At 68.0% G+C, this 19,576-nt stretch carries 18 protein-coding genes; 14 read left to right on the top strand and 4 right to left on the bottom strand.

The annotated features are described in order from the left end of the window. Positions 1–9 precede the first annotated feature (9 nt). Positions 10–1,476, bottom strand: coding sequence for a L,D-transpeptidase family protein (locus E5A74_RS03555; RefSeq protein WP_240699621.1), 1,467 nt, complete (start codon positions 1,474–1,476; stop codon positions 10–12). A gap of 308 nt (positions 1,477–1,784) precedes the next feature. On the opposite strand from E5A74_RS03555, the gene E5A74_RS03550 reads away from it, so the two are divergent. The 7 genes from E5A74_RS03550 (at position 1,785) to E5A74_RS03525 (ending at position 8,425) form a co-directional block, all read left to right on the top strand. Continuing rightward, positions 1,785–2,507, top strand: a complete 723-nt coding sequence (locus E5A74_RS03550; RefSeq protein ID WP_135982855.1) for a GDSL-type esterase/lipase family protein — start codon at positions 1,785–1,787, stop codon at positions 2,505–2,507. A gap of 104 nt (positions 2,508–2,611) precedes the next feature. Further along, on the top strand, positions 2,612–2,878 hold the full coding sequence (locus tag E5A74_RS21110) for a hypothetical protein (RefSeq protein WP_206365778.1): 267 nt from the start codon (positions 2,612–2,614) through the stop codon (positions 2,876–2,878). A 7-nt stretch (positions 2,879–2,885) separates the two neighbouring features. Beyond that, positions 2,886–3,062, top strand: coding sequence for a cupin domain-containing protein (locus E5A74_RS21105; protein WP_240699620.1), 177 nt, complete (start codon positions 2,886–2,888; stop codon positions 3,060–3,062). Between the two features lie 10 nt (positions 3,063–3,072). Then, positions 3,073–4,230: a Gfo/Idh/MocA family protein gene (locus E5A74_RS03540; protein ID WP_135982854.1), complete on the top strand. Its 1,158-nt coding sequence runs from the start codon at positions 3,073–3,075 to the stop codon at positions 4,228–4,230. A 19-nt stretch (positions 4,231–4,249) separates the two neighbouring features. Continuing rightward, complete coding sequence (locus tag E5A74_RS03535) at positions 4,250–5,602, top strand: Gfo/Idh/MocA family protein (protein ID WP_240699619.1); 1,353 nt, start codon at positions 4,250–4,252, stop codon at positions 5,600–5,602. 94 nt (positions 5,603–5,696) lie between these two features. Continuing rightward, a complete protein-coding gene (locus E5A74_RS03530) occupies positions 5,697–6,725 on the top strand; it encodes an oxidoreductase (protein WP_135982852.1) in 1,029 nt (342 codons plus the stop codon). A gap of 95 nt (positions 6,726–6,820) precedes the next feature. Next, on the top strand, positions 6,821–8,425 hold the full coding sequence (locus E5A74_RS03525; protein ID WP_135982851.1) for a response regulator: 1,605 nt from the start codon (positions 6,821–6,823) through the stop codon (positions 8,423–8,425). On the opposite strand, the gene E5A74_RS03520 is transcribed toward E5A74_RS03525, so the two are convergent. Then, positions 8,422–10,473: an NAD(+) synthase gene (locus E5A74_RS03520; RefSeq protein ID WP_135982850.1), complete on the bottom strand. Its 2,052-nt coding sequence runs from the start codon at positions 10,471–10,473 to the stop codon at positions 8,422–8,424. The two genes, E5A74_RS03525 and E5A74_RS03520, sit on opposite strands and share 4 nt — an antisense overlap. A gap of 325 nt (positions 10,474–10,798) precedes the next feature. Between E5A74_RS03520 and E5A74_RS03515 the strand changes: the two genes are divergently transcribed. Both E5A74_RS03515 and E5A74_RS03510 read left to right on the top strand, forming a co-directional pair. Further along, on the top strand, positions 10,799–12,820 hold the full coding sequence (locus E5A74_RS03515) for a beta-L-arabinofuranosidase domain-containing protein (RefSeq protein ID WP_135982849.1): 2,022 nt from the start codon (positions 10,799–10,801) through the stop codon (positions 12,818–12,820). Positions 12,821–12,959: 139 nt separating this feature from the next. Further along, positions 12,960–14,279, top strand: a complete 1,320-nt coding sequence (locus E5A74_RS03510; RefSeq protein WP_135982848.1) for a glycoside hydrolase family 88/105 protein — start codon at positions 12,960–12,962, stop codon at positions 14,277–14,279. Positions 14,280–14,300: 21 nt separating this feature from the next. On the opposite strand, the gene E5A74_RS03505 is transcribed toward E5A74_RS03510, so the two are convergent. Further along, entirely contained in the window at positions 14,301–14,954 is a 654-nt protein-coding gene (locus tag E5A74_RS03505; RefSeq protein WP_135983192.1) for a murein L,D-transpeptidase catalytic domain family protein, read from the bottom strand. 304 nt (positions 14,955–15,258) lie between these two features. Between E5A74_RS03505 and E5A74_RS03500 the strand changes: the two genes are divergently transcribed. Genes E5A74_RS03500 through mtnA form a run of 5 tightly spaced genes read left to right on the top strand, consistent with a single transcriptional unit; the run spans position 15,259 to position 18,899 of the window. Next, a complete protein-coding gene (locus E5A74_RS03500) occupies positions 15,259–16,020 on the top strand; it encodes a L,D-transpeptidase family protein (protein WP_135982847.1) in 762 nt (253 codons plus the stop codon). 41 nt (positions 16,021–16,061) lie between these two features. Beyond that, positions 16,062–16,691, top strand: coding sequence for a methylthioribulose 1-phosphate dehydratase (gene mtnB / locus E5A74_RS03495; RefSeq protein WP_135982846.1), 630 nt, complete (start codon positions 16,062–16,064; stop codon positions 16,689–16,691). Further along, positions 16,688–17,227, top strand: a complete 540-nt coding sequence (locus tag E5A74_RS03490; RefSeq protein ID WP_135982845.1) for a 1,2-dihydroxy-3-keto-5-methylthiopentene dioxygenase — start codon at positions 16,688–16,690, stop codon at positions 17,225–17,227. The genes mtnB and E5A74_RS03490 overlap by 4 nt, the downstream gene beginning before the upstream one ends. 2 nt (positions 17,228–17,229) lie before the next feature. Further along, positions 17,230–17,859, top strand: coding sequence for an acireductone synthase (gene mtnC / locus E5A74_RS03485; RefSeq protein ID WP_135982844.1), 630 nt, complete (start codon positions 17,230–17,232; stop codon positions 17,857–17,859). Further along, positions 17,856–18,899, top strand: a complete 1,044-nt coding sequence (mtnA, locus tag E5A74_RS03480; protein ID WP_135982843.1) for an S-methyl-5-thioribose-1-phosphate isomerase — start codon at positions 17,856–17,858, stop codon at positions 18,897–18,899. The genes mtnC and mtnA overlap by 4 nt, the downstream gene beginning before the upstream one ends. On the opposite strand, the gene E5A74_RS03475 is transcribed toward mtnA, so the two are convergent. Then, positions 18,896–19,570 carry a hypothetical protein gene (locus E5A74_RS03475; protein ID WP_208411682.1) on the bottom strand — a complete coding sequence of 225 codons (675 nt, stop codon included), beginning with the start codon at positions 19,568–19,570 and terminating at the stop codon, positions 18,896–18,898. The genes mtnA and E5A74_RS03475 overlap by 4 nt on opposite strands. Positions 19,571–19,576: the final 6 nt, after the last annotated feature.

The raw sequence follows: 19,576 nt of genomic DNA, 5'->3' as shown, positions 1-19,576 counted from the left end.
ATTCCCCTTTCAACGTGCGGCGACGGCGGTGATCGCCGAGCGCCTCTCGATCTTCGCCGCGAGCGTCTTGTCCCAGCCATAGGGATCGCCGCGGAAGTTCATCGCCCCGTTCGCGCTGGCGAACGCGGTCCAGTAGAGCAGATAGACATGGACCTGATCCTGCGGCTGCAGCTGGACGCGCTGGGTCTTGCCCGTCGAAAGCGCCGTCTGGATCTCGTCGGGTTGCCAGGCAGGATCGTTGCGCAGCAGCAGTTGCGCGAGCGGGCCGGGCTTTTCGAGACGGACGCAGCCATGGCTCGCCAGTCGGCTGAAGCTCGAGAAGGTCGATTGCGACGGCGTGTCGTGCAGATACACCGCATAGGGATTGTCGAAGTCGAACTTGTACAGCCCCAGCGCGCTCTTCGGGCCCGGCTGCTGCTGGATGCGGCGTCCCGCACCGGTGCCGATGATCTTGTAGTTGTTGCGCGCCAGATAGGCCGTGCCCTTGGGGAACAGCTCCTTGGCGGCGATCCCGGCGGGGACGTTCCACGGCGGGTTGAGCACGATCGAATGGATGCGCGACTGGAGCATCGGTGTCTCGTTGCCCGGACGGCCGGTCACGGCTTTCATCGACGCGATCGGGGCGTCGCCCTCGAACACGGTCAGCACCGCGGCGGCGATGTTGACCTGGATCCGCTTGGCTGGAAGCTCGGCGGGGAGCCAGCGCCAGCGCTCCATGTTCGCCATGATCTGGCGGACGCGATCGGCCGCCGGCACGTTGAGCGCGCCGAGCGTGCCGGTCGAGACGACGCCGGTCGGGTTGAGGCCGTAGCGGCGCTGGGCGCGGACCACGGCATCCTTGAGCTCGGCGTCGAACTTGGTCCCGGTGGCGACGACTTCGCTGTCCTCGACCGCGAGACGCTGGCGCAGCGCCGCGACGCGCGGCCCGCTCGCGCCGAGCGCGAGGTCGGGTCCGGCGGGCAGCGCCGCCCAGCCGCCAGAAGCCTCGATCTTGCGATAGGCGGCAAGGCCCTTCTGGAGCCCGTCATAGCCCGAATAGGGCGGCGGCAGCCCACGGAACCATTGCGGCAGCCGATCGCGCTTCACTGCATCGGCAAAGGCGGGGAGAGGGTCGTAGGCGGCGGGCCGCAGACCCCAATCCTGCTGGAAGTCGCTGGTATCGAGCCGGCCGGCATGCACCGCACGGGCATAGTCGAGCGCGGCGCGGACGAGCGCGTCATTGCCGTCCGGACGCGGCTGGGCGGTGCCGTCGTGGCGCAGGCCCTGCGCATAGCCGGCATCGGCGAGCAGCTGGTTCAGCTGGGCGGCCTGCGCGGCACTGATAGTGGGTGGCGGGACGATCTGAACCGGCGCCACAGGCGGCACAGCCTGCACCATCGGTGCGGATACCGGCGGCGTCTGCTGCGCGAACCCCGCGGTGCTAACAAGGCCGATAGCCGTCGCCACTGCGGTGCCCAGCCGCACGGATCGGCCCAAAGTCGCTCGCGATATCACTCTGTCATACTCCTGCCCGACTGCTCGCCCCCCGGCGGATCAGCTGAATCGAGCTGCTAATAGGCGAATTTTGGGTGCAAGTGCGAGCAACTATTGACCCGCGGCCAAGATATGCCGGCCGCGGGTCAAACAGGGGCGCGGTTTGCTGTCCGAACCCGAGCCCGGGAATCCGCGCCCGATCGGGCTCTTTGTGAAGAACGACCGGCATCGCCCGAGCTTGCCAGCTTTCTGCACGCCGCTAAGCTTTCCGAATGCGGGAGGGCTGCCCACCCGCCGATACAGGAGAGGTCATGCCCCCGATCGTCCGCCGCGGTTTCCTTGCCGGTGCGCTCGCGCTGCCCTTCGCCGCACGCGCCCAGACGCAGGAGAGTCCCGAGGAACGGCGCCAGCGCCAGCAGCGCGAGGATTGGCCGGCGCTCGGCCGCTACGCCGCCGACAATGCGAAGCTGGTCAAGTCGGGGGTGAAGACGAACATCGTCTTCATGGGCGACTCGATCACCGAGGGCTGGCGGCGCCAGCGTCCGGATTTCTTCAGCAAGGGGCGCGTCGGGCGCGGGATCAGCGGCCAGACCACCCCCCAGATGGTGCTTCGGATGATGTCCGACGTGGTCGCGCTCAAACCGCGCTACCTCCACATCATGGCGGGCACCAACGATGTCGCCGGCAACACAGGCCCGATCACGCTCGCCCAGACCCTCGACAATTTCCGGATGATGACCGCCATCGCGCAGGCGCATCGCATCGCGGTGCTGATCGCGTCGGTGCCGCCTGCCGATCATTTCCCGTGGCGGCCGGGGGTCGAGACCGTCGCGCCGATCCGCGCGATCAATGCCGGGCTCAAGCGCTATGCCAAAACTGCGGGCGCGACCTGGATCGATTATTGGCCTGTGCTCGCCGATGCCGGTGGCGCAATGAAGCCGGGGCTGGCGAACGATGGCGTCCATCCGACCGATCAGGGCTACGACCTGATGGCGACGGTGATCGAACCCTTTCTGCGGGCGCGGAAGATATGAGCGGCGCTGCTGTGGCAATATTCTCAGACAAATAGGGTTCACAGCTCTCGCTTTTCGACTAGTCTCGGCCGAACGACGCGGCGCCGACCGCGGAGGGGAGAGCGATGATGAGGATCACGCGTCGAGACGTGGCAGTGGCGCTGGGCACCCTATTTGCCGTCGGTGCAGCAGGCGCGCTCGCGCAGACCAGTCCCGCAAAGCTCGGCCCCGCGGTGTTCGACTGGGCAAAAATGGAGGCGAAGCCGACCGATGTCGGCGCAATCCGCAACCTCGTCCGCCAGCCGACCGCGACGCTCGACGAGCTTGAGATGCACGTCACCACGCTCAATCCCGGGGCTCGCATCGCACCCGCCGCACACCCATCCCAATGAGGAGCTGGTGATCGTCCGCGAAGGCACGGTCGAGGTGCTCAACGGCGGCAGCTGGAAGCGGCTCGGCCCCGGCTCGGTGATCTTCAACGCTTCGAATTCGCCGCACGCCTTGCGCAATGTCGGCGACACACCTGCGACCTATCACGTGATCAACTGGAAGACGGCGGCCACGCCTGCGCATTGAGGAGAAGTCCATGCACCGCCGCACGATGCTCACCGGCGCCGGATTGGCCGGCCTCACCGCGACCTTGCCCGCCGATTTGCTCGCCCAGTCGCAGACGCAGGGCAATGCGGTGTCCGCCGACGCCGCGCCGTCGGGCCCGGAGCCCATGGCGAAGCACCGCATCAACTTCGGAGTGATCGGGCTCGATCACGCGCATATCTACGGCATGACCGACGCGATGATCCGCGGCGGCGGCACGCCGACGGCCTTCTTCGCGACCGATCCGAAGCAGATCGGGACCTTTCAGAAACGCTACGGCAATGGCGTCCGGCTCGCGAAGAGCGAGGACGAGATCCTCGGCGACAAGAGCATCCAGCTGATCATCGGCGCGCCGATCCCCGATCTGCGCGCGCCGCTCGGGATCCGGGCGATGCGGGCCGGGAAGGATTATCTCGGCGACAAGCCCGCGATCACCAGCCTCGAGCAGCTCGCCGAGGTTCGCCGTGCGGTCAACGAGACCGGCCGGAAGTTCGCGATCATGTATTCCGAGCGGCTCGAGGTGCGCTCGGCGGTTCATGCCGGCGAGCTCGTCGCGCAGGGGGCGATCGGCAAGGTGATCCAGACGGTCAATCTCGCGCCGCACCGGGTCAGCGCGCCGAGCCGGCCGGACTGGTTCTGGGACAAGGCGCGCTATGGCGGCATCCTCACCGATATCGGCAGCCACCAGGCCGATCAGTTCCTGTTCTACACCGGCTCGACCTCGGCGCAGGTCGTCGCGTCGCAGACCGGCAACTTTCACTGGCCCGACAAGCCGAAGTTCGAGGATTTCGGCGACATGGTCGCGGTCGGCAATGGCGGCACCGGCTATATCCGGGTCGACTGGTTCACCCCCGACGGCCTGCCGACCTGGGGCGACGGGCGGCTGTTCCTCGTCGGCACCGAAGGCTCGATCGAGCTGCGCAAATATGTCGACGTCGCGGGGCGACCCGGCGGCAACCACCTCTTCCTCACCGACAGGAAGGGCGTGCGCTACATCGATTGCTCGAAGGTGCCGCTGCCGTTCGGCCCGCAATTCGTGACCGACGTGGTCGAACGCTCGTCGATCGCACAGGATCAGGCGCAGGCGCTGCTGGCCGCCGAGCTGGTGCTGACCGCGCAGAAGAACGCCACGCGGCCCAAGCTGGCCTGAGGGGAGACGGAGCATGCCCATGTCGAGACGCGGCCTCCTCAAGACCGGCGCGGCGCTGGCGGCGCCGGTGATCGTCCCCGCGAGCGTATTCGGCCGGAACGCGCCATCGAACCGGATCACGATCGGCGCGATCGGAGTGGGGCGCATCTCGCGCATCCACGACATGAAGGAGGTCCACAAACATGGTGACGCCCAAATCGTCGCCGTGTGCGACGTCGACACGATCCGGCTCGGCGCGGGCAAGGAGCTCGTCGACTCGCGCTATACCGCCAGCAGTGGCAAGCCCTATGCCGGCACGCGCATGTACACCGATTATCGCGAGCTGCTCGCGAACAAGGAGATCGACGCGGTTCTGATCTCCACGCCCGATCACCAGCATGCGCCGCAGGCGGTGCATGCGGTGCGCGCGGGCAAGCATGTCTATCTCCAGAAGCCCGCCGCGCTGACCATCGCCGAGGGACGCGCGATGGCGGATGCGGTCAAGGTCAGCGGCAAGGTCCTCCAGATCGGCTCGCAGCAGCGCGGGCAGGATCCCTGGCCGCAATTCCACCGGGCCTGCGAGCTGGTCCGCAACGGCCGGATCGGCAAGCTCAAGCATGTCGAGGTCGGCCTGCCCGGCGATCCATCGGGACCCGAGGCGCCGCCGATGCCGATACCCTCGAACCTGAACTACGACGCCTGGCTCGGCACCACGCCCGAGATTCCCTACACCGAGATCGGCGTCCATCCGCAGGATTCGTTCGAGAACCGGCCGGGCTGGCTGCGGCTCGAGCAATTCGGCGCGGGGATGATCACCGGCTGGGGCTCGCACCATATCGATACCGCCCATTGGGGCATGGACATGGAGCATTCGGGCCCGGTCGAGATCTGGGGCAGCGCCGAGTTTCCCAAAAGTGGTTTGTGGGACGTCCATGGCGCCTTCGAGACGCATGCACGCTATGCCAATGGCGTGACGATGACGGTGTCGGGCGCGCTGCCCAACGGCATCAAGTTCATCGGCGACGAGGGCTGGATCTTCGTCACCCGCAGCGGCGCGGTCACGGCGAGCGATCCCAGCGCGGGCGCGAAGCCACTCGACCCGCTCCAGGCCAGCGACCCGAAGATCCTGAACAGCGTGATCGGCCCGAACGAGATCCATCTGCTCAAGGTGCCCGAGCAGCACCGCAACTGGCTCGACGCGATTAGGACCGGCGTGCCGGTGAGCGCGCCGGCCGAGGTGGGACACCGCGGCTGCTCGACCTGCCTGCTCCACTGGACCGCGATGAAGACCGGCCGGCGGCTCAAATGGGATCCCAAGGCCGAACGCTTCCTCGGCGATGACGCGGCGAACGCGATGCTCAGCCGTCCCCAGCGCGCGAAATACGCGATCTAGGGGTCGTCGCGCGCCACAATCGGTCGGCGTCCGGATTGGAAAATAGTGGCGCCGATCCTAGAGGGGCGGCTGCACCGTCAAAGAGGAGGCGCGCATGATCCGTACCGGGCTGATCGGCTATGGCCTCGGCGGGTGCGCGTTCCATGCGCCGTTGATCGATGCCGTACCCGAGCTCGCGCTGACGGCGATCGTCACCTCGCGCGCCGACGCGGTCCGCGCGCGGTATCCCCAGACGAAAGTCGTGTCCGAAGCTGCGGCGCTCTTCGTCGATCCGCAAATCGAGCTGGTGGTGGTCTCGACCCCCAATGACACCCATTTCCCGCTGGCCCATGCTGCGCTGGAGGCCGGCAAGCACGTCGTGATCGACAAGCCCTTCGCCAACAGCGTCGCCGAGGCCGAAGCGCTCGTCACGCTCGCCGAGGCGCAGGGCACCGTGCTCAGCGTGTTCCACAACCGGCGTTGGGACAGCGACTTCCTGACGGTGCGAAAGCTGCTCGATGACAGGGCAGTCGGCGAGGTCGCGCTCTATGAGGCGCGTTGGGATCGCTTTCGCCCGGCGCTGCGCGACAGCTGGCACGAAATTGCCGGGCCGGGCGGCGGCGTGCTGATCGATCTCGGCCCGCATCTCATCGATCAGGCGCTCGCCCTGTTCGGACCACCGCAGACGCTGACCGCCGACATCATCGCGCAGCGTGCGGGGTCGCGGGTCGACGATTATTTCGAAATCACGCTTCACTATGGGCGGATGCGCGCGGTGCTGTCTTCGGCCGCGATCGTTCCGGCGCCGCGGGCGCGGTTCGCGGTGCACGGCACGCGCGGCAGCTTCGTCAAATATGGGCTCGATCCGCAGGAAGCGCAGTTGCGGGCCGGCGCCCGCGCGGATGCGCCCGGCCTCGGCGTCGAGGAGGCGACTCAGCACGGGGCGCTGATCGGCGGAGACGGTGCCTCGCAGATCGTCCCGTCCGAAACCGGGGACTATCGCCGCTTCTATGCGGGGATCGCGCACGCCATCGCCGATCGCGCGCCGCCGCCGGTCTCGCCGGAAGACGCGCTCGCGGTGCTGCGGATCGTCGAACTGGCGCGGCAAAGCGCCGCAGAGGGCCGATCCTTACCGTTCCAATAGGTTCGAACTCGGGCATTTCCCTTAGGTGGGAGCGCGTAGCAACAGGATTATACGAGGTTATTTCCGCGGCCCCGGCCGTAGACTAGGGATCTTGCATGCTGAGCCTCACGGCCGCGTTGTCGCATGGCAGCTATGCGCCGCATGGGGCATCCATGGCCTGGCGGGCGGATCTGCTCTGGGCCCATGTCGCGGGCGATGCGATCCTCGCGCTGGCCTATTTCTCGATCGCCGCGGCGCTGGCGACACTGATCCGGCGCCGCCGCGATTTCGCCTTTGGCTGGATGTTCCGCTGCTTCGCCGCGTTCCTCTTCGCCGGCGGACTGCTCCATGTGTTCGCCATCGTCACGCTCTGGTATCCGATTTACGGCATCGAAGCCGCTTTGAAAGCCTTGACCGCAGCCGCATCGATTGCGACTGCGGCGGCGCTCTGGCCACTCCTGTCCAAGGTGATATCGATGCCGTCTCGCGCGCAGCTGACCGCCGCCAACACCGAGCTGGAGGCGCTGATCGCGGAGCGCGACGCCGCGATCGAAGAGCTTCGAACGCATGTCGCGGAACGGCGCGAGCTCGAGGCGGCGCTGCTGCAATCGCAAAAGCTCGAAGCGATCGGGCAGCTCACCGGCGGTATCGCCCATGACTTCAACAACCTGCTTCAGGCTGTCGCGGGCAATCTCGAGCTGATCGCGCGCAAGCCCGATGATCTGGATCGGGTGATCGCCTGGAGCGCGAACGCGCTCAGCGCGGTCGAGCGCGGTCGCGCGCTCACCGGCCAGTTGCTCGCTTTCTCGAGCAAGCAGCGCGTCGATCTCAATTCGGTCCGGCTGGCCGAGCTGGTCGGCGGGGTCAAGGATCTGCTCGAACGCGCGGTGGCGCCGCTTGGGCAAGTGCGCATCGAGCGGATCGATCCGGGGCTCAACGTCGAGGTCGACCCGCTCCAGCTCGAGCTCGCGTTGCTCAATCTCGCCTTCAACGCGCGCGATGCGATGCCAGAGGGTGGCACGCTGACCGTGTCGGCCGCGCGCTGCAGCGGCCCGATCGATGCTGCCGGGCTTCCGACGGGCGATTATGTCGCGCTGACGATGGCGGATACCGGAACCGGCATGTCGGAGGAGGTGCGTGGGCGCGCGGCGGATGCGTTCTTCACCACCAAAGGCCCGGGCAAGGGCACCGGCATGGGCCTCGCCATGGCGATGGGGGTGATGCGTCAGTCGGGCGGATCGCTCGCGATCGAAAGCGAGGAAGGCAAGGGTAGCGCGATCACGCTGTATCTGCGCGTCGCGACCGCCCAGCCCCGGCGTGTGGTGGGTGACGACGCGCGCTCGGATGCGCGCGTCAATCTGTCAGGTTGCCGGATCGCGCTCGTCGACGACGACGCGCAGGTTCGTGGATCGCTGCGCGACACGCTGACCGCGGCGGGCGCGATCGTCGAGGAGGCCGCCGAAGGCGGCGCAGGGATGGCGCTGGTGCGCGAATTGCGGCCCGATCTGCTCGTCGTCGATTTCGCCATGCCCGGGATGAATGGCGCCGATGTCGTGCGCCAGATGCGCGACGAATTTCCCGAGATGCCGGTGGTGCTGGTCACCGGCTTCGCCGAATCGGGCAAGCTCGATGCCGTGACCGGTCCGCAGGTCGCGGTGCTGTGGAAGCCCTTCGAGGCGCAGGAATTGCTGCGCAAGGTCGCGGGGCTGCTCCACCGTTAGGGCAGCGCGCGGCGCAGCTCCTCGATCCATGTCGTCGCCACGCTGTCCGACGGCGCGCGCCAGTCGCCGCGTGGGCTGAGCGCTCCACCGGCCGAGACCTTGGGGCCGTTGGGCAGCGCCGAGCGCTTGAACTGGCTGGTCTGGAAGAAGCGGAACAGGAAGGTCTCCAGCCACTTCGCGATCGTCGCGAGGTCATATTCGTTGCGGCCGCTCTCGGGGAAATCGATCGGCCACGACCCCGCCTCGCGATCGCGCCACGCGTGCCAGGCGAGAAAGGCGATCTTCGACGGGCGCAGGCCGTAACGCACGACATAGTGGAGGAAGAAATCGTGGAGCTCGTACGGGCCGATCCGGTCCTGCGTGCTTTGCATCTTCCCCTCGGCGTCGGCGGGGACGAGCTCGGGCGAGATCTCGGTGTTCAGGATCGAGTCCAGCGTGGTAGCGGCGTCGCCGGTGAACTGGCCGGTCTGCACCGCCCAGCGGATGAGATACTGGATCAGCGTCTTGGGCACGCCGGCATTGACGCCGTAATGGCTCATCTGATCGCCGACGCCATAGGTGCACCAGCCGAGAGCGAGCTCCGACAAGTCGCCGGTGCCGACGACGAAGCCCTCGCGTTGATTGGCCAATCGGAACAGATAATCGGTACGCAGCCCCGCCTGGACGTTCTCGAAGGTCACGTCATAGACCGGCTCGCCCTCCGCGAAGGGGTGGCCGAGATCGGCGAGCATCTGGCGCGCGGACGGCCGGATGTCGATCTCCGCGCCGGAGACGCCGAGCGCGCGCATCAGCGCCCAGGCGTTGGCTTTGGTCGCCTCGCCGGTGGCGAAGCCGGGCATGGTGAAGCCGAGTATCTCCGAGCGCGGCCGCCCCAGCCGATCCATCGCCTTGCACGCCACGATCAGCGCATGAGTCGAATCGAGCCCGCCCGAAACGCCGATGACGAGATGCTTGCTGCCGGTAGCGTCGAGCCGCTTGCGCAGCCCCTCGACCTGGATGTTGAAGGCCTCGTAGCAATCCTCCTCGAGCCGCGACGGGGTGTTGGGCACGAAGGGGAAGCGCCGCAGCCGGCGCACCAGCCCGCGATCGGCCATGTCGGGCTGATGGGCGAAGCCGATACGGCGGAAGCGCATCTCGGGATGGTTGGCATAGCGGGCGCTGTCGTTGAAGGTGCCGTTGCGCATTCGTTCGAGGCGCAGCCGTTCCAGATCGAGATCGGCATAGACGATCTCGGTGGTGAGCTCGAAGCGCTCGGAGCGCGCGAGCAACTCGCCGAACTCGTAGATCAATCCCTGGCCGTCCCAGGCGAGATCGGTCGTGCTCTCCCCCGGGCCCGAGGCCGAATAGAGATAGGCGGCGATCGCACGCGCGGATTGCGAGGCGCAGAGCAGCTCGCGCTCGCGGCCCTTGCCGATCACGATGTTCGAGGCGGAAAGGTTGCACAGCACCAGCGCGCCGGCGAGCGCCCCGTCGGTCGAGGGCGGGGTGGGGGACCAATAATCCTCGCAGATCTCGATATGGAGGACGAAGTCCTCGAGATCGGAGGCGGCGAAGATCAGATCGGCGCCGAACGGCACGGTCTGCCCGGCCACGGTGATCTCGAGCCCGGCGAGGCCGAGCCCCGAGGCGAACCAGCGCTTCTCATAATATTCGCGGTAATTGGGCAGGAACTGCTTGGGCACGACGCCGAGGATGCGTCCGCGCGCGATCGCCAGCGCGCAATTGTAGAGCCGGCCGTTGCGGCGCAGCGCCGCGCCGACCAGCAGCACCGGCTTGAGCTTCGCGCTCGCCTCGACGATCGCGGCGATGCCCGCCTCGGTCGCGTCGAGGATCGCGTCCTGCAGATGCAGGTCGTCGATCGCATAGGTGGTGACGTTGAGCTCGGGGAAGACGAGCAAATCGGCGCCCTCGGCATCGCCTTGCTGCGCCAGCGCGATCGCCGATGCCGCATTCGCCCCAGGATCACCGACCGTCACCGAAGGCGTGCACACGCCCGCGCGGATCATCCCTTGGCGGTGGAGCGAGAAAAAGGAGTGGGACTTCGCCATCACACCCTCCCCGATAGCATGTTCGGGGCGACCCGCAGGCATGCGATCCGCGCTGGCGCGCGGCCGGCATATGGGGCTGCGGCGTCGACCGCATCGGGAAGGACCGGCGAAAGCGTTTCGATCATGCAATGGTCCTAGTCCGTGGCAGGGGCCGATGCCAACCCGGCACGGCAGCGATGGTTGCGCGGCATCTGTGATCAGATTGATAATCTAAATTGCTTGTCTTTGGGCGAAGCAGTAACCGGGTCGGCGACCGTAATGACGGCAAATCGTGCCCGACGACGCGAACAACGCAGCGCGGGCGCAGCTAGATGGAGAGGCAGGCATGCGCAGCTATCGGGCCGATCGTAGACATTTCCTCGCCGGGAGCACCGCGCTCGGCAGCGTGCTCGCCCTCGCGCCGGTCGCTGCTGCGAGGCCGGCAACACCGGCATATGCGCCCGCGCCGGGGGTCAATCGCGCGCCGCTGGCACCGCAGCCATTCTATGCGCTGCCCGTCGGCGCGATCCGGCCGGCGGGGTGGCTGCGCCGCCAGCTCGAGATCCAGGCCGCGGGCATGGGCGGGCGGATCGACGAGACCTGGCCCGATCTCGGCCCCGACAGCGGCTGGCTGGGCGGCAAGGGCGAGAGCTGGGAGCGCGGTCCCTATTTCCTCGACGGACTGGTGCCGCTCGCCTGGATGCTCGATTCCGCGCCGCTCAAGGCCAAGGCGCAGAAGTTCATCGACTGGACGCTCGATAATCCGGCGCCCAACGGCATGATCGGCCCGCGCAGCAACGACGATTGGTGGCCGCGCATGGTGATGCTCAAGGTCCTCACCCAATATCACGAGCTGACCGGCGACAAGCGCGTCATCCCGGTGATGACCAACTATTTCCATCACCAGCTGGCGGAAATGTCCGGCCGACCACTGCGCGACTGGGGCCGGTCGCGCTGGCAGGACGAGGTCGTGTCGGTGATCTGGCTCTACAACCGCACCGGCGATGCAAGGCTGCTCGAGCTGGCCAGGCTGCTCAAGCAACAGGGCTATGATTGGCAGGGACTGTTCGGGCCGAACTATCCTTATCGGGCCAAGACCGTCAAAACGGAGGTCGGCCTCGACAAGACCGGCGCGGAAGGCACCGCCAATGGGCTGGCGGACCATGCGCAGTCGCTGCACGGCGTCAACAATGCGCAGGCGCTGAAGGCATCGCCGGTATGGGCGGTGGTTTCGGGCAGCGCGGAGGACCGCGAGGCGATCCACACCCAGCTGGCGATTCTCGACCGCTATCACGGCCTGCCGATCGGCATCTATTCCGCCGACGAGCATCTCGCCGGGCGCAGCCCGAGCCAGGGCGTCGAGCTGTGCGCGATCGTCGAGGCGATGTACTCGCTCGAGCTGGCGCTGGCGATCACCGGCGACGGCGCGCTCGGCGACCGGATCGAGCGCATCGCCTATAACGCGCTGCAGGCAACCTTCAGCGACGACATGTGGGCGCATCAATATGATCAGCAGCCCAACCAGATCCGCTGCGCGCACGAAAAGGGGCCGTGGACGACCAACGGCCCCGAGGCCAATCTGTTCGGGCTCGAGCCCAATTTCGGCTGCTGCACCGCCAATTTCCATCAGGGCTGGCCCAAGCTGATCGCGAACCTGTGGATGGCCTCGGCCGAAGGCGGGCTCGCCGCGACGATCTATGGTCCGTGCGAAGTGGCGACCACGGTCGCCGGGGTGCCGGTGAAGCTGCGCGAGGAGACGGGCTATCCGTTCCGCGAGCAGATCGTGATCCATGTCGATCCGGCGCGGCCGCATCGCTTCCCGATCGCGCTGCGCGTCCCCGGCTGGGCAAAGGGCGCGCGCATTCGGGTGAACGGCAAGGCGATGGCTGAAGGTACGCCCGGCCAGTTCGCCCGCATCGAGCGTGAGTGGCGTGCCGGCGATCGCATAGAGCTGGCCTTCACGGCGCCACCGCAGCGTGTCTCCACGCCCGAGGGGAGCTTCGTCGAGCAGGGGCCGCTCGTCTTCGCGCTGCCGATCGAGGAGAAATGGCAGAAGCTGCGCGATCGCGGGCTCACCGCCGATTGGGCAGTGCTGCCGGAAAGCGAATGGCGCTACGCGCTTGCCGAGGGCGCGGCGATCGAGCGGGTCGAGCGACCGATCGGGCCGGTGCCCTTCTCGCGGCGCAGCCCGCCGGTGGTGCTGGTGACGCAGGGGCGGCGCGTCGCCAACTGGGCCGAACAGGACAATGCCGCCGCGCCGCCACCGGCGAAGGCGGAAGTTGTTGGCCCTCCCGAGCGGATCGTGCTGATGCCCTATGCCGCGCCCAAGCTGCGGATCACGTCGTTTCCGCTTGCGGCCAAGACGTGATGTGCCATTATATGGCACCGCATGCCATAGATTGAGCGCAGCGCGGCAAGACCGGTGCCCGAGCCGGCGAGCAATGGAGGGGAACATGCCGCGCACCGCCAAGCTGATTGCAGCCATGCCATTGAAGTTGGCGCTGTTTATGGCTGCGATTCCCGGTGCGCAGGCGCAACTTTCGGCGCCGGCGGGCGGGATGCACCGCGACGCGGTGACCGATGTCGCCGACGCTCCCACGCGGCTCAAGCCTGCCTATCCCGCGCCCTATGGCAGGCCGTCGGAGGCGGAGGTCAAGGCAGTGCTGGACCGCGTGCTGGGCTATATCGATCGCGAGACGCCGACCGCGCTCGTCGACGCCGCCGACAGGGAACAGCCGCGCAGCGGTCCGCTCGCACCCGGCGCGCGCCTGCGCTCGGCCTATCGCCTGACCAGCTATGAATGGGGCGTCACATATTCGGGCGCGCTGCTTGCCGGCGCCGTGACCGGCGATGCGCGCTACACGCGCTATGTCGCGGACCGGCTGGGCACCGTGGTCGACCTCGCCAACCGCTATCGCGAGCAACGGACCCCCGGCGAGCAGACCCCGGTCCGCCAGATGCTCGCGCCCGGCAGGCTCGACGATAGCGGCGCGATGGCCGCCGCGCTGATCAAGGCGCAGCGCGCCAATATCGTCACCGCGGGGCGCGGACAGATCGACGTCTATCTCGACTGGATCTCGAACCACCAATACCGGCTGTCCGACGGCACGCTCGCGCGCGAGGTGCCGATGCACAACAGCCTGTGGCTCGACGATCTCTACATGAGCGTGCCGGCGCTCGCGCAGATGGGAGCGCTGACCGGCGAGCGGCGCTATTTCGACGACGCCGTCCGCCAGATCCTGCAATTCTCCGGGCGGATGTTCGTCAAGGAGGCGGGGCTCTATCGACACGGCTGGGTCGACGGCATGGACCCGCATCCGAGCTTCTTCTGGGGCCGCGCCAATGGCTGGGCGATCATGGCGACGGTCGAGCTGCTCGAGGTGCTGCCCGCAGACCATCCCGGTCGGCCGGCGATTCTCGATCTGCTGCGCGCGCACGCCGCCGGGCTCGCCCGGCTGCAATCGGGCACCGGCCTGTGGCACCAGTTGCTCGATCGGCCCGACAGCTATCTCGAGACCTCGGCCACCGCGATCTACGCTTATTCGATTGCGCGCGCGATCAATCGCGGCTGGCTCGATCGCCGGGCCTATGCGCCGGTAGCCGTGCTCGCGTGGAACGCCGTGACGACCAAGGTCAACGCCGCGGGCGAGGTCGAGGATGTCTGCGTCGGCACCGGCATGGGGTTCGATCCGGCATTCTATTATTTCCGCCCGCGCCACGTTCGCGCGGCGCATGGCTATGGGCCGGTGTTACTCGCCGGGGCGGAGATCATCGCACTGCTGCGCAAGGATCCCGGCGGGCCGCGCGGAAGCCTGCTCTTTCGCTAGGCCCGGCCGGCCGGGCGGCGATCAGACCTTGGCGGAATAGATCATCCGGCCCGGGCCGAGGCGCTCGAACACCTTGGCTAGCTCGTTCTCACCGACCGCGAAACAGCCCTGGCTGCGGCCGAGCTTGCCGTGCTTCGCGATCATGTCAGTGTTCGAATACCAGGCCGAATGGACCACGATCGCGCGATCGAACGCGTTGTTGTTGGTCGGGTCGAGCCCGAGCAGGCGCTGTGAATCGCCGTGCTTGCCGACATAATAATCGGCGGTGAGGAAGGCGCCCTCGCTGGTCGCCTCCGAATTGATCGCGTTCGAGAAGCTGTGCAGCAGGCCGGTATGCTCGGGATCCGAGCCGACGCCGTGCGCGACGAGGAAGCTCTGCACTTCGCCGCTGCCGAGATGCACGATGTGGAAGCGCGCCCGCGACGACGGCGTGGCGAAATCGGCGATCGCGATGCGATCGTGCGAGGGAATGCGGACCGAATGACGGTCGAGCGCCGCGACGGCGCGCTTGAACAGCTCGGGACGGATCGTGCCGGGGACGCGCGGACCGCTCCTGGCGACTTGCGGCGCGGCCGGAATCGGCGCGACCGGGCTGGGCACCGGCAGCGGCGCAGCCGGCATCGCCAGGTTCATCGTACGCGTCGCACAGGCCGAAACTACCGCCCCGCTCGCCATAACCAGCGCCGACTTGATCAGCGCGCGGCGCGTCTGCGCCGTATCGAGATGCTTCGTCACTATGTACTGCTACCCGCTATTATGCCCCGAGCTATAACAGAGCTCTCCTTTCATATGGGATGACCATCGGGCGCATTCCCTGCGACTCGCCGCATTCATTGCCCATCTCGCCGAGTTAAAACCCGGGGATTGCAACCAAATGCCGGATCGCGGGGCAGGCGAGAGGTGATTCGCACCGCGCTTAAATATCGGTTAACCTTGTTAAGACGGGCGGGGTGCCCGTGCCGGCAAGGGGAGCGATGAGATGGTTCGTGGCGCGCGCGTGCTGGTCTTGCTGGCGGCGGGGATGCTGGTGCCGATGGCGCCGGCGGCGGCGCAATCCCCCGTGGACGCCGCGCAGCCCGCTCTCCCCAGGCTCAAGCCGGGGCAGTCGGTCTGGTTCGATACGCCGCAGCTGATCAAGACCGGCACGGCGAGCGCGCCGGTGAAGATCGTGATTGCGATCCAGCAGCAGCTGGCGATGGTCTATCAGGGCGAAAGGCTGGTCGGGGTCTCGACGGTCTCGACCGGCGCGCCGGGCTATGAGACGCCGCTCGGCGAGTTCACCATCCTCGAGAAGAAGGTGTTCCACCGCTCGAACCTCTACAGCAACGCGCCGATGCCGCATATGCAGCGGCTCACTTGGGGCGGCGTCGCGCTCCATGCGGGGCAGCTCCCCGGCTATCCCGCCTCGCATGGCTGCATCCGCCTGCCGCGGGATTTCGCGCGCGCGCTCTACGATCTGACTGCGATGGGCGGGCGCGTGGTCGTGGTCGACGATGTCGTCGATGCGCCGCTCTATCTACCGGTGACGCCGCTGCTCACCGCCGATACGCGCAGCTTCGATCCCGGCGGTATCAGCTATTCCGCGCCCGTGCTCACCGCGGAGACGCGCGATCTGGGAGGCGCGGCCTATGACGTGCTGACGATGCGCGGCGATCCGCCTGCCGAGGAACGCCCGGCCTCGTGGGTAACCGGCGGGACCCAGGGCGCGGGCCAGCCGCCGGCGGGGCGCGGCTCGCGCTAGCCTTTCCGCAATCCGTCACAGTCGCCGGCTAGAGCAGCGGCATGACGGGAATTTCCTTCGCCGCGGCAGTGCCGATGCTGATCGAGGTCGGGCAACGGCTCGACGCGCGCGGCTGGGCGCCGGCGACCGCCGGCAATTATTCGGCGCGGCTCGACGACGGCAGCTTTGCGGTGACCGTGTCGGGCACGCATAAGGGCCGGCTGACGCCTGACGGGATCATGCGCGTCGATGCGGCAGGGCGGGGGCTCACCCCCGGCAGGCCTTCGGCCGAGACCGCGCTGCATCTCGCGCTCTATCGGCTGTTTCCCGGCACGGGCGCGGTGCTGCACGGCCATTCGCCGCATGCGGTGGGCCTCAGCCGCGCGGCAGGCGAGGCCGGGGAATGGGTGTTTCGCGGGCACGAGATGCTCAAGGCTTTCCCGGGGGTGGTCTCGCACGAGGGCGAGGTGCGGCTGCCGATGGTCGACAACAGCCAGGACATGGCCGAGATCGAGGCGGCGGTGCGTTCGGCGTTGGTCGAGCCGGGCGTCGCACCGGCTTATTTGATCCGCAGCCACGGCCTCTATGCCTGGGGTGCTGACCTCGATGAGGCCGAACGCGTACTCGAGGCGACCGAGTGGCTGATCGCGGCCGAGCTCGCCGAGCAGAATTTCAGGGAAGCTCTGCGATGACCCGGCTCAGCGTCTACAGCCTCGACGGCGGGCAAAAGCTGGACACGCGCGATCCGGCGTGCATCGCCGGCGCGCTCGCGCCGCTCGGCGTGCGCTTCGAGCAATGGCCGGCGCGGCCGTTGCCCGCCGATGCCGATCCGGCGGCGGTGCTCGATGCCTTCGCGCCCGAGGTCGCGCGATTGCAGGCCGAGAATGGCTATCGCACGGTCGACGTGATCCGGATGACGCCCGACCATCCCGAGCGCGCGGCGCTGCGCGCCAAATTCCTCTCCGAGCATCGCCATAGCGAGGATGAGGTGCGCTTCTTCGTCGAGGGCGCGGGGTTGTTCATGCTGCGCGACGACGCGCATGTCCATGCGGTGCTCTGCGAGGCGGGGGACTTGATCTCGGTGCCCGCCGGGATGCGTCACTGGTTCGACATGGGGCCGCATCCGCGCTTCACCGCCATCCGGTTGTTCATCGAACCCGCCGGCTGGGTGGCCGATTTCACCGGCGACGCGATCGCCGATCGTTTCCCGCGGCACGAGCCGGTCTGAGCATGGACGTGCCGCAGGCCATTCTCCTCGATATCGAGGGGACGACGAGCAGCATCGCGTTCGTCGCGGACGTGCTGTTTCCCTATGCGCGGGCGCACCTGCGCGATTTCGTCGCGGCGCATGGCGAGGCGGTGGCGCCGATCCTCGCCGAGGTGCCGGGTGACGATCCGGTCGCGACCTTGCTCGAATGGATCGACGCCGATCGCAAGGCGACGCCACTCAAGACGCTGCAGGGGATGATCTGGGCGCAGGGCTATGCCGAGGGTGTGCTCGAGGGGCACGTCTATCCCGACACGCCGGTGGCGCTGCGGCGCTGGCGCGGCGCGGGCATTCCGGTGCACATCTATTCGTCGGGATCGATCGCGGCGCAGAAGCAGCTGTTCGGCAATTCGATCGCCGGCGATCTCCGGCCGCTGATCGCGGGCTATTTCGACACGACCAGCGGGCCGAAGCGCGAGAGCGCCTCCTATACCGCGATTGCCGCCGCGCTGGGGCTGCCGCCATCGGCGCTCCTGTTCGTCTCCGACGTGCAGGCCGAGGTCGATGCCGCGCACGCCGCCGGGTTGGGGGCGGTACTGATCGCGCGCGACGGTGGAGGCGATGTGCAGAGCCTCGATGCGGTGCTGCCATGATCCTGCAGGGCGAGCATCGCCGTTCGATTGCGCGCACCGACGACGGCGCAGGCGTGCGGATCCTCGACCAGCGGCTGCTGCCATGGGAAGTCCGCTGGGTCGAGCTGCGCAGCGCCGATACCGCCGCGGTGGCGATCCGCGAGATGTGGACGCGCGGCGCGCCGATGATCGGCGCGACCGCGGCCTATGGGCTGGCGATGGCGCTGGCGGCCGATCCGGGCGATGCGAGCCTCGCGCGCGCTTACGACACGCTGCTGGCGACGCGGCCGACCGCGGTCAACCTGCGCTGGGCGCTCGATCAGGTGCGCGCGGCGGTGATCGATCTGCCCGCGGCGGCGCGCGCTACGGCGGCGCTCGCGCGTGCCGATGCGATCTGCGACGAAGATGCGGCGCTCTGCCGTGCGATCGGCGAGCAGGGGCTCGCGCTGTTCCGCACGCTGCACGCGAAGAACCCCGATCGCCCGCTCAACATCCTCACCCATTGCAATGCCGGCTGGCTGGCGACGGTGGATTACGGCACCGCCACCGCGCCGGTCTATCTCGCGCACGATGCCGGCATTCCGGTGCACGTCTGGGTCGACGAGACGCGGCCGCGCAACCAGGGTGCGCTGCTCACCGCGTTCGAGCTCGCCAATCACGGCGTTCCGCACACGGTGATCGCCGACAATGCCGGTGGGCTGCTGATGATGCAGGGCAAGGTCGACGCGGTCATCGTCGGCACCGATCGCGTCACCGCCAATGGCGACGTCTGCAACAAGATCGGGACCTATCTGAAGGCGCTGGCCGCGGCCGACAACGGCGTGCCCTTCTATGTCGCCTTGCCCTACACGACCTTCGATCCGGACACCGCGACGGGTGCGGACGTGCCGATCGAGGAACGCAGCGCCGATGAGCTGACGCGACTGACCGGGCCGGCGGAAGGCGGAATCGCAACCGTGAAGGTCACCGACTCGCCTGCCGCCAACCCGGCCTTCGACGTCACCCCCGCGCGGCTGGTGACGGGCTACATCACCGAGCGCGGGGTTCTCGACCGGATCTAGTTGTTCTTGGTCTCGACCGTCGTGGTCGTCGTGGTGCGCGGCGCGGCGGTGGTCGCGGGCTTGCGCACGGTACGTTTCACCGTGGTCTTCTTGCTCGAATAGGAGCGAGCGGCCGGCGCGCTGGTCGTGGTGGTGATCGTCGTGCTAGATTCCTTGGCGGCAGCGGCCTCCGCGGCGGCTACCGTCGCGGCCTGCTGCGCGGCTGCGGCCTGCTGGCTCGCGGCCGCGGCCTGATTCTGCGCCTGCGCGGCCGCGCTCTCGGCGGCGGCGCGCTGCTCACGCTCGGCGGCGGCGTCCGATGCTGCGGCGTTGGCCGCTGCCTCGGCGGCGAGGCGCTGCTCGCGCTCGTTCGATGCCTGGGCGGTCTTGTTGCGCTCGGCTTCCTCGAGCGCCTGATCGGCGAGGCCCGAAGCGCGACGCGCCTCGTTGATCGTCGAATCGCGATGGTCGCGGGCGAGCTGGTCGCGGGCGACGCGCAGCGATTCCTGCGCACGGGCCATCGTTTCGGATGCATGGGTCGTCGCGCCGGCCTTCTCGGCGGCCTCGACCTTGGCGGTGGCTTCTGCGACAGCGGTACGCGCGCGGTCGATACGGCTCTGCGCCAGCGTCGGCGTCGCGACCAGCAGCGCCGCGATGCCGGCGCCCTGCATGAACATTTTGATCGTTCGCATTTTTGC

The organism is Sphingomonas naasensis (genome assembly GCF_004792695.1).
In the GTDB taxonomy this organism is placed as follows: domain Bacteria; phylum Pseudomonadota; class Alphaproteobacteria; order Sphingomonadales; family Sphingomonadaceae; genus Sphingomonas; species Sphingomonas naasensis.
The sequence above is the reverse complement of the archived record's forward strand: the minus strand, read 5'-3'. Positions and strand labels throughout refer to the sequence as shown.